The sequence below is a fragment of the Streptomyces sp. GB4-14 genome, assembly GCF_022696125.1.
GTDB lineage: Bacteria > Actinomycetota > Actinomycetes > Streptomycetales > Streptomycetaceae > Streptomyces > Streptomyces werraensis.
On the sequence record NZ_RZHO01000002.1, the window covers coordinates 5,945,500 to 5,957,959 of the forward strand.

At 73.2% G+C, this 12,460-nt stretch carries 12 protein-coding genes; 5 read left to right on the plus strand and 7 right to left on the minus strand.

All coding sequences use genetic code 11. The features are described from left to right. The first annotated feature begins 46 nt into the window (after positions 1–46). A complete protein-coding gene (locus ELQ39_RS28665; RefSeq protein ID WP_242594749.1) occupies positions 47–841 on the plus strand; it encodes a metal-dependent hydrolase in 795 nt (264 codons plus the stop codon). 8 nt (positions 842–849) lie between these two features. Here the strand turns inward: ELQ39_RS28665 and ELQ39_RS28670 are convergent, their stop codons facing one another. The 5 genes from ELQ39_RS28670 to ELQ39_RS28690 form a co-directional block, all read right to left on the minus strand. Continuing rightward, complete coding sequence (locus ELQ39_RS28670; protein ID WP_242594750.1) at positions 850–1,113, minus strand: type B 50S ribosomal protein L31; 264 nt, start codon at positions 1,111–1,113, stop codon at positions 850–852. A gap of 51 nt (positions 1,114–1,164) precedes the next feature. Next, on the minus strand, positions 1,165–1,635 hold the full coding sequence (locus tag ELQ39_RS28675) for a DUF5709 domain-containing protein (protein ID WP_190003710.1): 471 nt from the start codon (positions 1,633–1,635) through the stop codon (positions 1,165–1,167). Between the two features lie 592 nt (positions 1,636–2,227). Then, a complete protein-coding gene (locus ELQ39_RS28680) occupies positions 2,228–4,009 on the minus strand; it encodes an ABC transporter ATP-binding protein (protein ID WP_242594752.1) in 1,782 nt (593 codons plus the stop codon). Then, positions 4,006–5,850, minus strand: coding sequence for an ABC transporter ATP-binding protein (locus ELQ39_RS28685; protein ID WP_242594754.1), 1,845 nt, complete (start codon positions 5,848–5,850; stop codon positions 4,006–4,008). Before ELQ39_RS28685 ends, ELQ39_RS28680 begins: the two co-directional genes overlap by 4 nt. Positions 5,851–5,996: 146 nt before the next feature. Beyond that, a complete protein-coding gene (locus tag ELQ39_RS28690; RefSeq protein ID WP_242594756.1) occupies positions 5,997–6,485 on the minus strand; it encodes a MarR family winged helix-turn-helix transcriptional regulator in 489 nt (162 codons plus the stop codon). Positions 6,486–6,570: 85 nt separating this feature from the next. Here ELQ39_RS28690 and ELQ39_RS28695 point away from each other — a divergent pair, with 85 nt between their 5' ends. Beyond that, entirely contained in the window at positions 6,571–8,373 is a 1,803-nt protein-coding gene (locus ELQ39_RS28695; protein WP_242594757.1) for an ABC transporter ATP-binding protein, read from the plus strand. A gap of 43 nt (positions 8,374–8,416) precedes the next feature. After that, a complete protein-coding gene (mltG, locus tag ELQ39_RS28700) occupies positions 8,417–9,274 on the plus strand; it encodes an endolytic transglycosylase MltG (RefSeq protein ID WP_242594760.1) in 858 nt (285 codons plus the stop codon). Positions 9,275–9,281: 7 nt separating this feature from the next. On the opposite strand, the gene ELQ39_RS28705 is transcribed toward mltG, so the two are convergent. Then, positions 9,282–10,358: an NAD(P)-binding domain-containing protein gene (locus ELQ39_RS28705; RefSeq protein ID WP_242594762.1), complete on the minus strand. Its 1,077-nt coding sequence runs from the start codon at positions 10,356–10,358 to the stop codon at positions 9,282–9,284. Positions 10,359–10,450: 92 nt separating this feature from the next. Between ELQ39_RS28705 and ELQ39_RS28710 the strand changes: the two genes are divergently transcribed. Continuing rightward, positions 10,451–10,873 carry a secondary thiamine-phosphate synthase enzyme YjbQ gene (locus ELQ39_RS28710; RefSeq protein ID WP_190003717.1) on the plus strand — a complete coding sequence of 141 codons (423 nt, stop codon included), beginning with the start codon at positions 10,451–10,453 and terminating at the stop codon, positions 10,871–10,873. Positions 10,874–10,924: 51 nt separating this feature from the next. Continuing rightward, entirely contained in the window at positions 10,925–11,578 is a 654-nt protein-coding gene (locus tag ELQ39_RS28715; RefSeq protein WP_242594764.1) for a hypothetical protein, read from the plus strand. 33 nt (positions 11,579–11,611) lie between these two features. Here the strand turns inward: ELQ39_RS28715 and ELQ39_RS28720 are convergent, their stop codons facing one another. Then, entirely contained in the window at positions 11,612–12,448 is an 837-nt protein-coding gene (locus tag ELQ39_RS28720; protein WP_242594766.1) for a universal stress protein, read from the minus strand. Positions 12,449–12,460: the final 12 nt, after the last annotated feature.

The window sequence follows — 12,460 nt, forward strand, 5'->3', positions numbered from 1 at the left end:
CCGTCAACCGGGCGGCGGCGAAAGAGGAATGGGGCGGGCACAGGCCATGATGGGACCAGCACACTCACTGTCGGGCGCCGCGGCCTGGCTCGGGGTCGGGGCGGCGACGGCCGCGGCCGGGCGCCCGATGCCCTGGCCGGTGCTGCTGGCAGGTGCGCTGATCTGCGCCGGGGCCGCGCTCGCCCCGGACCTGGACCACAAGGCCGCCACCATCTCACGTTCCTTCGGCCCCGTGTCCCGCTGGCTGTGCGAGATCGTCGACAAGCTGTCGTACGCGGTCTACAAAGCGACGAAGAAACCGGCCGACCCCCGTCGCTCCGGCGGCCACCGCACCCTCACCCACACCTGGCTGTGGGCGGTCCTGATCGGCGGCGGCACCTCGGTCCTGGCGATCACCGGCGGCCGCTGGGCGGTCCTCTCCATCCTCTTCGTGCACATGGTGCTGGCCATCGAGGGCCTGCTGTGGCGGGCGACCCGCGGCTCCGGCAGCGACGTGCTGGTGTGGCTGCTGGCGGCGACCAGCGCCTGGATCATCGCGGGCATCCTCGACGAGCCCGGCAACGGCGCGAGGTGGCTGTTCACCGAGCCCGGTCAGGAATATCTGTGGCTCGGCCTGCCCATCGTGCTCGGCGCGATCGTGCACGACATCGGGGATGCGCTGACCGTCTCCGGCTGCCCGATCCTGTGGCCCATACCCGTGGGCCGCAAACGCTGGTACCCGATCGGCCCGCCGAAGGCGCTGCGGTTCCGCGCCGGCAGCTGGGTGGAGCTGAAGGTGCTGATGCCGGCGTTCATGCTGCTGGGCGGGGTGGGCTGCGCGGCCGCGCTCAACGTCATATAGGCGCCGGGTCAGCTGCTGCTCTCGCCACCCTCGCCGCCGTAACGGCGCTGGAAGCGGGCGACGCGGCCCTCGGTGTCCACGGTCCTGGCCTTGCCCGTGTAGAACGGGTGGCTCTCCGAGGAGATCTCCACGTCCACCACCGGGTAGGTCTCGCCGTCGTCCCACTCGATGGTCTGCTGGCTCGACGCCGTCGACCGGGTGAGGAAGGCGTAACCGGCGGCCCGGTCGCGGAAGACGACCGGGTGGTAGTCGGGGTGCTTGTCCTTCTGCATGGGTGCTCCTCGGGCGGCTGGGTTCCGCGTCCGTGGCCGGAAACGGCGGGGTCAGCCGGGCAGGCTGTCCTCGTCGACGATGTGCACGGCGGCCTCCTCGGCGGAGGCGGCGGCGCCGTCGATGCCTACGTCATGGGCGACCAGCGCCTCCTCCTCGTCCTCGTGCGCCCCTTCGTCGGGGGCGACGAGCCTGCCGGAGCGTGCCGCGCCGACCTCGTTGTCCAGGAGTTCCCCGTCCGTGCCGGTGGAATCACCGACGCCGTCGCCGTCCGGCACGGGCAGATCCGGCAGCTCCTCGGCCAGCCGCTGGTCCAGGGTCTCGCCGTCGTGCTGCTCGGCGGCGGTCACGCCGTAATGCTCCACGGCCCAGGGCCGCTCGGGAGGGGACCAGCCCCGGTCGAGGGGATCGTCGACACCGTCGGTCTCCAGCGTGTCCTCGGCGTCCAGCAGTCCGGCGTCGTCCTGGATCTCGGACGCGTCGGGCTGGTAGACGTCGTCTCCCCAACCGTCACCGCTGTTCACGGACACCTCCAGGGGGTGGGGCGGGCCGCGTCGCCCGCCGTGGCCCGCACCGGGCCGTCTCCACGGGCACCGGACCCGCCAGGACCCGATCACCGGGCCTCCGACGCTCCCGCAGCCGATGCCTGCTTCCAGCCTTCCACCGGATCTCCCGACCCCGCAACGCCACACGCGGTGACCGACGGACGCCGGCCCGCTGTCCCGGGCGCCGCCGCCTCCGGCCCGGAGCACGGCCGGGAGGCACACGGTGCTTGCCGGGCGGAGTGCGGGCAGCCGGTTCACGTGTCACGCGAGGGGTGGGTGCCCACCCGGCCGGCCGGGTGGCGCCGCACCGTCGTGCGAAGGCGCAGCGGGGCATCGGCCCCAGAGGGGGGCGGCCCAGGTCGCGGGACACCCCGCCCCGGGGGTCCTGGGCCATCACCCTGCCCTGTGGACACTCCGCGGCTCAGGACGCACCGCGGACCAGGACACTTAGCGGCTCAGGACACTGTGAGGCTCAGGACACTCCGCGGCTCAGGACACCCCGCGCGACCTGCGACAGCTCGCGTTCCGGAAGACCTCGCGTCCCAGTGAAGTCCCGGGGCGCGAGCCCCGGTCAGCCGTGCCAGCTGCGCCACAGTGCCGCGTACGCCCCGTCCGCCGCGACCAGCTCCTCGTGGCTGCCCAGTTCGCTGATGCGGCCGTTCTCGACGACCGCGATGACGTCCGCGTCGTGAGCGGTGTGCAGGCGGTGGGCGATGGCGACGACGGTGCGGCCGTCGAGGACGCGGGCCAAGGACCGCTCCAGGTGACGTGCCGCGCGCGGGTCGAGCAGCGAGGTCGCCTCGTCGAGAACCAGCGTGTGCGGATCGGCCAGCACCAGCCGGGCCAGCGCGATCTGCTGCGCCTGCGCCGGGGTGAGCGCGAACCCGCCCGAGCCGACCTCCGTGTCAAGACCGTCCTCCAGCGCACGCGCCCATGCGTCCGCGTCGACCGCGCCGAGCGCCGCCCACAGCTCGGCGTCCTCCGCGTCGGTGCGGGCGAGCCGCAGGTTGTCGCGGAGGGAGCCGACGAAGACGTGGTGCTCCTGGTTGACGAGGGCGACGTGGGAGCGGACCCGTTCCGCGGTCATGCGGGACAGTTCCGCGTCGCCGAGGGTGACGCGTCCCTCCCGGGGCGCGTAGATCCCCGCGAGCAGCCGGCCCAGCGTGGACTTGCCCGCACCCGAGGGGCCGACCAGGGCCATCCGGGTCCCCGGCGGCACCTCGAGGGACACCTTGCGCAGGACGTCCACGCCCTCCAGGTAGCCGAAGCGCACAGTGTCCGCCCGCACCCGCCGCCCCTCGGGCGTCACGTCGGGGTCCCCGGCGTCGGGCTCGATGTCCCGCACGCCGACCAGCCGGGCCAGCGACACCTGCGCGACCTGCAGCTCGTCGTACCAGCGCAGGATCAGCCCGACCGGGTCCACCAGCATCTGCGCGATCAGCGCGGCCGTGGTGAGCTGGCCGACGCCGATCCACCCCCGCAGCACGAACACCCCGCCGATCATCAGAACGGAGCCGAGGACCGTGACGTGGGTCATGTTGATCACGGGGAACAGCACCGAGCGCAGCCACAGCGTGTAGCGCTCCCAGGCCGTCCACTCCCGGACCCGCTGGTCCGTCAGCGCCACGCGGCGCGGGCCGAGGCGGTGTGCCTCCACCGTCCGCCCGGCGTCCACGGTCTCGGTGAGCGCGGCGGCCACCGCCGCGTATCCGGCCGCCTCCGAGCGGTACGCGCGCGGCGCCCGCCGGAAGTACCAGCGGCACCCGGCCACCAGCAGCGGCACCGCGACCAGCACCGCCGGCGCCAGCTCCGGCGCGGTGACGACCAGTCCGCCGAGCAGCAGGGCCGCCCACACCGCGCCGATCGCCAGCTGGGGCACGGCCTCGCGCATGGCGTTGCCGAGCCGGTCGATGTCGGTGGTGATGCGGGACAGCAGGTCACCGGTGCCGGCCCGTTCCAGCACGCCCGGCGGCAGTCCCACCGACCGCACCAGGAAGTCCTCACGCAGGTCCGCCAGCATCCGCTCGCCGAGCATCGCGCCGCGCAGCCGTACCTGCCGCACGAACCCGGCCTGGACCACCAGCGCGGCCACGAACAGGGCCGCCGTGAGTTCCAGGTGCAGCTCCCGATCCCCGGACGACACCCGCTCCACGAGCCCGCCCAGCAGGTACGGGCCCACCATCGAGGCGATCACCGCCACCGTGTTGACGGCGACCAGCAGGAGGAAGGCCCGCCGGTGCCGGCGGAGCAGCTCGGCCACGTACGCGCGTACGGTCGCGGGCGCGCCCACCGGCAGCGTGCTGGCCGCTGTCGGGGCCGCCGGGTCGTAGGCCGGTGGCGCGACGCCGATCATGCCTTCTCCTCGATCTCTTCGAGCTCTTCCAGTTCCTCCAGGCCGTCCGGGACCTCACCCGTGGGCCGCGCGCCGTCGTCGGCGCGGAGCGCGACGGCCGGCGCCGTCTCCTCCTCGGTCTCGCGGGTCACCACGGCCCGGTAGCGGGGCTCGGTGCGCACCAGCTCCCGGTGACCGCCCACCGCGACGACCGTGCCCTCGTGCAGGAACACCACCCGGTCGGCGCGGTCCAGCAGCAGCGGGGACGAGGTGAACACCACCGTGGTCCGCCCGGACCGCAGGCTGCGCACGCCTTGGGCGATGCGCGCCTCGGTGTGCGAGTCGACGGCCGAGGTCGGTTCGTCCAGCACCAGCACCTCCGGGTCCGTGACCAGCGACCGGGCGAGCGCGAGCCGCTGGCGCTGCCCGCCCGACAGCGACCGCCCGCGTTCGGTGATGCGGGCGTCCATCGGGTCCTCGGCGCCCAGCGACCCCTGCACCAGCGCGGCCAGCACGTCCTGGCACTGCGCGGCCTCCAGCGCCGCCCCCGGGTCCACCGCGCCGGACGCGGGCACGTCCAGCAGCTCCCGCAGCGTGCCGGAGAGCAGCACCGGGTCCTTGTCCTGCACCAGCACGGCCGTACGGGCGCTGTCCAGCGGCAGTTCGTCGAGGGGCACCCCGCCGAGCAGCACCGAGGTGCCGTCCTGCGCGGCGTGCCCGCCGAGCCGTTCGGCCAGCCGTCCCGCCGCGTCCGGGTCCCCGCACACCACGGCGGTGAGCAGCCCGGACGGGGCGCACAGCCCCGTCTCCGGGTCGTACAGGTCGCCGGCCGGGGTCTCGGCGGCACGCGTGCCGTCGGTGTCCGTGGCCCGCTCCAGCGCCAGCACCCGCGCGGCCCGCCTGGCCGAGGGGCGCGAGAAGGAGTAGGCCATCGCGATCTCCTCGAAATGGCGCAGAGGAAACGTAAGGAGCATCACCGAGCTGTAGACGGTGACCAGTTCACCGACGTCGATCCGGCCGTCGCGGGCCAGACGGACGCCGTACCAGACCACCGTGATCAGCAGCAGGCCCGGCAGCAGCACCTGGACGGCCGCGATCAGCGACCACATGCGGGCGCTGCGCACGGCCGCGTGGCGCACCTCCTGCGAGGCGCGCCGGTAGCGGTCGAGGAACAGGTCCTCGCCGCCGATGCCGCGCAGCACCCGCAGTCCCGCGACGGTGTCCGAGGCCAGCTCGGTGGCCCGTCCGGCCTTCTCCCGCTGGACGTCCGCGCGCCGGGTGGCCGGGGGCAGCAGCGGCAGCACCGCGAGTGCCAGCACGGGCAGTCCCACGGCGACGACGGCACCCAGAGCGGGCTGGTAGACGAGGAGGCCGACGGTGACGGCGACGATGGTGACCGCGGCGGCGGTGAAGCGTGACAGTGCCTCCACGAACCAGCCGATCTTTTCCACGTCACCGGTGGAGACGGCGACGACCTCGCCCGCGGCCACCCGCCGGGTCAGCACGGAGCCCAGCACGGCGGCCTTGCGGCCCAGCAGCTGCTGCACCCGGGCGGCCGCGGTGATCCAGTTGGTGACGGCGGCGCGGTGCAGGAAGGTGTCGCCGACCGCGACGCCCGCGCCTGCCAGCGCCATCAGCCCGCCCGCCAGGGCGAGCCGCCCGCCGGAGCGGTCGACCGCGGCCTGGACGGCGACACCGACGCAGAACGGCAGCGAGGCCACGGACACGAAGTGCAGCAGGCCCCAGGCCAGTGACTTCAGCTGTCCGCCCAGCTGGTTGCGGAAGAGCCACCACAGGAATCGAGGACCCGAGCGGGCGTCGGGCACGCCCGGATCGGGGTACGGAAGGTCGTGAATCTGCATGATGTCCCAGTGGCTCGGAGCAGGGGCCGCGACGCCCTCGGACGGCGGCAGCAAACCGTGACAGGTTGGCTCCGTGACGCATCCCCGGGCAACCGGTTTTTCCCGGCCACGGCCCGTGTCCCGGACGCATGTGTCCGGGGCCGGTGTCAGCCCTCGCCGTCGCGCGCCCGCCCGGTCGCCCCCTCCTCGCAGGGCGGCACCTGCGGACCGTCGACCAGGGTGTTCAGCAGCTCACCGAGCTGCTCCCGCTCCCGTTCGCCCAGCGGGGCGAGGATCTCCGACGCCGCCGCCCGCCGCGCCGCCCGCAGTTCGCGGAGCGTCTCGCGGCCTTCGTCGGTCAGCTCGATGCGGATCACCCGTCGGTTGGCCGGATCCGGGACCCTGCGCACCTTGCCGTGCGCCTCCAGCCCGTCGACCAGCGTGGTCACCGCGCGGGGCACCACCTCCAGCCGCTCCGCGAGGTCGGCCATACGGGGCGGCGAGGAGTAGTGCGCGAGGGTGCGCAGCAGCCGGGACTGGGCAGGAGTGATGCCGAGTTCGCGCCGCTCCAGATGGCGCTTCTGGATGCGGTGCACCCGGCGGGTGAGCCGGAGCAGCTGCTCGGCCAGCAGGCCGTCGGGGTCGGGGGCGGTCATGCGGGAACATTATCAGGATGGCGTTCATTGTGAGTGCAGGTAACAATGAATATCGTTCATCGAGAGCCGCACCCCGAAGGAGACCATGCACCCCGACCACGCACCCGCATGGACGCCGCCCGCCGGAGCCGAGCAGGAACCCCGGCAGGTGCGGCGCATCCTGCGCCTCTTCCGTCCCTACCGGGGCCGCCTCGCCGTCGTAGGACTCCTCGTCGGGGCGTCCTCGCTCGTCTCGGTCGCCTCGCCGTTCCTGCTGAAGGCCATCCTCGACGTCGCGCTCCCCGAGGGCCGCACCGGCCTGCTCAGCCTGCTGGCACTCGGCATGATCCTCAGCGCCGTGCTCACCAGCGTCTTCGGCGTGCTGCAGACCCTGATCTCCACGACCGTGGGCCAGCGCGTCATGCACGATCTGCGCACCGCCGTCTACGGGCGTCTGCAGCGCATGTCGCTCGCCTTCTTCACCCGCACCCGCACCGGCGAGGTGCAGTCCCGCATCGCCAACGACATCGGCGGCATGCAGGCCACCGTCACCTCCACGGCGACCTCGCTGGTCTCAAACCTCACCAGCGTGGTCGCGACGATCGTGGCGATGCTCGCGCTCGACTGGCGCCTGACGGCCGTGTCGCTGGCGCTGCTGCCGGTCTTCGTGTGGATCAGCCGCCGCGTCGGCAACGAGCGCAAGAAGATCACCACCCGGCGCCAGAAGCAGATGGCCGCGATGGCGGCCACGGTCACCGAGTCGCTGTCGGTCAGCGGCATCCTGCTCGGCCGCACGATGGGCCGCTCCGACTCGCTGACCGCCGCCTTCGCCGACGAGTCCGAGCGGCTGGTCGACCTGGAGGTGCGGTCGAACATGGCGGGCCGCTGGCGGATGGCGGTCATCACGATCGTCATGGCCGCCATGCCCGCGGTCATCTACTGGACGGCCGGCCTCGCCCTGCATTCGGGCGGCCCCGGGGTGTCGATCGGCACCATCGTCGCGTTCGTCTCGCTCCAGCAGGGCCTGTTCCGCCCGGCGGTCAGCCTGCTGTCCACCGGCGTCCAGATCCAGACCTCGCTCGCCCTCTTCCAGCGCATCTTCGAGTATCTCGACCTGCCGATCGACATCACCGAGCGCGAGGACCCGGTGCGCCTGGAACGGGTGAAGGGCGAGGTCCGCTTCGAGGACGTCTCGTTCGGCTACGACGGCAAGGGAGGTCCGGTCCTCGACGGCATCGACATAGCCGTCCCGCCGGGCGGCAGCCTCGCCGTCGTCGGCCCGACCGGCGCCGGCAAGTCCACGCTCGGCCACCTGGTGCCGCGGCTGTACGACGTCACGGGCGGGCGGGTCACCCTCGACGGGGTGGACGTGCGCGACCTCGACTTCGACACCCTGGCCCGCGCGGTGGGCGTCGTCTCCCAGGAGACGTACCTCTTCCACGCGTCGGTCGCCGACAACCTGCGCTTCGCCAAGCCCGACGCCACCGACGAGGAACTGCACGCCGCGGCGAAGGCCGCCCAGATCCACGACCACATCGCGGCCCTGCCGGACGGCTACGACACCGTCGTCGGCGAACGCGGCCATCGCTTCTCCGGCGGCGAGAAGCAGCGACTGGCGATCGCCCGGACCATTCTGCGCGACCCCCCGGTGCTCGTTCTCGACGAGGCGACCAGCGCGCTGGACACCCGTACCGAGGCGGCGGTGCAGGCCGCGATCGACGCGCTGTCGGCGGACCGCACCACTATCACCATCGCCCACCGGCTGTCCACCGTCCGCGGAGCCGACCAGATCGTGGTCCTGGATTCCGGCCGCGTGGTGGAGCGCGGGACCCACGAGGAGCTGCTGGAGCGCGAAGGGCGGTATGCGGCCCTCGTGCGACGGGACGCCCGACTGGAGCCGACAAGCTGAAAATATGCCGGGTTTGCGGCGGTATGCACGTTACCGTGCCCGCATGCAGACGAACACTCCGTCACGGAACTCGATCCGACTGACGCGCCGCGGCCGTTTCGCCCTGGCGACGCTCGGGGCCGTCGTGGCCGGCACCGCCGTGGCGGTGCCGCTGCTGATCATGGCCGACGAGGAGGAGCCCCGGCCCGAGGCCCTCGTCGTCCCCGCGGGATGGCGGGCGAGCCAGGTCTACGCCGCCATCGACAAGACCCTCGACCTGCCCGCGGGCACCACCAGGAAGTCCCTCGCGAAGGCCGACCTGAAGCTGCCGACCGAGGCCGAGGGCAACCCCGAGGGCTACCTCTTCCCGGACACGTATCCGCTCCCGGAGAACGCCACCCCGCAGAAGCTGCTGGCCCGCATGGTCGACACGGCCAACAAGAAGTTCAACGGCGCCCCCGTCGCCGCCGGCGCGCAGCGCAACGCGATGAACGTCTACCAGGCGGTCACCGTCGCCAGCATCGTGCAGGCAGAGGCGGCCACCAAGGCCGACATGGGCAAGGTGGCCCGGGTGATCTTCAACCGGCTGGAGCGCGGCATGCCGCTGCAGATGGACTCCACCGTCGACTACGCCCTCAACCGCAGCAAGGCGCGCGCCACCCCCGCCGACACCGAGGTCGACAGCCCGTACAACTCGTACCGGCGCATGGGGCTGCCGCCGACGCCGATCGACAATCCCGGCGAGGACGCCGTGCGCGCCGCCATCACCCCCACCCCGGGCGACTGGCTGTACTTCGTCACGGTCCGGCCGGGGGAGACCCGTTTCACCGCGGACCTCGCCGAGCACCAGCGCAACGTGGCGGAGGCGGAGGCGGAACGGAAGAAGGCTGCGGAGAAGTCGGCGCGGCCGTCCGCGACATGACCACCGTTCAGGCCGCGGCGGGCTCCTCGGCCAGCAGCCGCCTGATGTCCCGCACCGCGGCCCGTCCGGCCCGGTTGGCGCCGATCGTGCTCGCCGATGGGCCGTAGCCGACCAGGTGGATCCGCGGGTCGGCGACCGCCCGGGTGCCCTCCACGCGGATCCCGCCGCCCGGCTCCCGCAGCCGCAGCGGCGCGAGATGGTCGATGACGGGCCGGAAGCCGGTCGCCCACAGGATCACGTCCGCTGCGACCCGGCGCCCGTCGTCCCACACCACACCCTCGGGCTCGATCCGGTCGAACATCGGCTGCCGGTCGAGGACACCGTCCGCGAGCCCTCGCCGGACCGCGTCGTTCAGCGGCAGCCCGGTGACGGAGACGACGCTGCGCGGAGGCAGTCCCCGCCTCACACGCTCCTCGACGAGGGCGACGGCCTCACGGCCCGCGTTCTCGTCGAAGGGCTCCTCCCGCCAGACGGGCGGCCGGCGGGTCACCCAGGTGGTGGCCGCGGCGTACGGCGCGATCTCCAGCAGGTGCTGGGTGCCCGACGCTCCGCCGCCCACCACGACCACCCGAAGCCCCGCGAACGCCTCGGGGCCCGGGTACCGCGCGGTGTGCAACTGCCGTCCGCGGAACGTCTCCTGGCCGGGGTAGCGGGGCCAGAAGGGCCGGTCCCAGGTGCCGGTCGCGTTGATCAGCGCGCGGGTCGCCCAGGTGCCGTGCGAGGTCTCCACCAGCAGCCGCCCGCCGGACCCCTCCCGGACCGCGTGCACGTCCACCGGACGGCGCACCCGCAGGTCGAACGTCCGCTCGTAGCGGTCGAAGTACGCGCCGATCACCTCGGAGGAGGGCCGCAGCGGGTCGGCGTCCGTCAGCTCCATCCCGGGCAGCGCGTGCATCCCGTGCACCTTGCCGTACGTCAGCGAGGGCCAGCGGAACTGCCAGGCGCCGCCGGGAGCGGGGGAGTGGTCCAGCACCACGAAGTCGCGGTCCGGCACGGACCCGGTCCGCCGCAGGTGATAGGCGCTCGACAGCCCGGCCTGCCCGGCGCCGACGACGACCACCTCGACCTCGCGCACATTGTTCACGCCTCCACCAACACCCCGGGTGCGGTGGATCTTCCCGGACGCGCGCCGCAGGCAGGCACGGGAAAGCACGCCGCGTGCGTCAGGATGGGCGTATGTCCGACGCCTTCACCACCCGAGTCCTGACCCTCACCACCGGCTCCGCCGAGCGGGTCGTCGACATCACCGGCGACTGCGAGGCCTTCCTGCGGGACGCCGCCTCCGGCCGGGACGGCCTGCTCAACGTGTTCGTACCGCACGCCACGGCCGGCATCGCCGTCATCGAGACCGGCGCCGGCAGCGACGACGACCTGCTGTCGGCGCTGCACACCCTGCTCCCCGCCGACGACCGCTGGCAGCACCGCCACGGCAGCCCCGGCCACGGCCGCGACCACGTCCTCCCCGCCTTCGTCCCGCCGCACGCGACGCTCCCCGTGATCAACGGCCGCCTGGAGCTGGGCACCTGGCAGTCGGTCTGCCTGGTCGACACCAACCGCGACAACCCGGACCGCAAGGTGCGGCTGAGCTTCCTGGGGTGACCCGGTGGCCGTCGCGCCGGCAGAACTTCCACACCCGAACGAAGGACGCACATGGCTCGCCCCTACCACCCCGGACCGAAGCAGTTCGTCTTCGCTGTCGCTGACGGCACGGAGCACCAGGTCTCCGTGGGCGATCCGCAGGAGGCCTACGTGGCGTTCTCCGCGTTCTTCCGCGGTCGAGAAGCCGACACCTGCGCCATCAGGGACGAGGCGGCGGGGCAGAGTCTGGTAATCATGCCCGGGCACGGTCTGATCGCGCGGATCAGGGACGCGGACCGGCCCCGGCCGGAATACCTCCGGGCCGGCAGGGCCAACCGCTACCTGCCGGGCGCGATGCTGTTCTTCGAGAACGGCTGCGCCGGCCTCGACCGCTTCGGACAGTGGTTCTCCGACCTGGCCGACCTGGACCAGCCGCCGGAGACGCGCGGTGCCGCACGCGCCGCCGCGATCACGACGGAAGCGGCGGCGCTGGACGAGGTCGCGCGGATCTGGGCGGACTCGGGCTGCGTGGACCCGAGTGACCAGTGCTACGTCTTCTTCGACTCGCAGGGGGCCGACGACGATCGAGCCGAACGAGCCGTACTGCTCAGGATGATCGAGTTCCTCGGACTCGAACGGGCCGACGCCCCGCCCGAGGCGGCCGAGGGCGAGGTCTGGGTGCGCGCCGACCCACGCCTCGCCGCGGCATGCGCACGGTGGTCGTGAGTCCCTGGGAGAGGCCGGACCGGGACGGCGTCCTCAGCTCGCCGCCCGGACCACCGCCACCGGACACTCCGCGTGGTGCAGCAGGGCCTGGCTGACCGAGCCGAGCAGCATCCCGGCCACCCCGCCGTGGCCGCGTGCCCCGGCCACCACCAGTTGCGCCCCGCGCGTCGCCTCCAGCAACTGCTGGCGGACACGGCCCCGTTCGAGGCGCGGCGTGACGACGACCTCGGGGTGCGCGGCCCTCCAGGGCTTCATCGCGTCCTCCAGCAGCCGCCGGTGACGCAGCTCGAGCCGGCCGAGGTCCACCACCACGCTCAGCGGGTCGCCCGGTTCCTCGTACGGCGTGGCCTCGCTCCAGGTGTTCCAGACGTGCATGGCCGTCAGCGCCGCCCCGCGCAGTCCGGCCTCCGTGAACGCGAAGGACGCGGCGGCGTTCGAGGCGGGCGAGCCGTCCGTGGCCAGCAGGACGGGACCCTGCGGGTCGGGCCGCCCGCGCAGCACCATCAGAGGACCGTGCCCGTGTGCCGCCAGCTGCATGGTCGTCGAGCCCAGCAGCAGGTCGCCGAAGCGGCTCCGGCCGCGCCGCCCCAGCACGGTCAGCACCGCGTGCCGCGACTCGGTGCGCAGCACCGTCAGGGCGTCGCCGGACACCACGGTGCGGGTGATCTCCAGTCCGGGGACGCGCTCGTGGATCCGCTGCTCCGTCTCTGCCAGCACCCCGTGGATCATCGGATCCAGATCGGAGGGCCGGGCGAACGCGTGCACGATGCGCAGCCGGGCCCCGCGCAGCCGCGCCTCCTCGGCCGCCACGTCGGCGGCGGCGAGGCTGGAGGAGGAGCCGTCCACTCCGACGATCACCGTGTCGTCCACCACACACTCCCG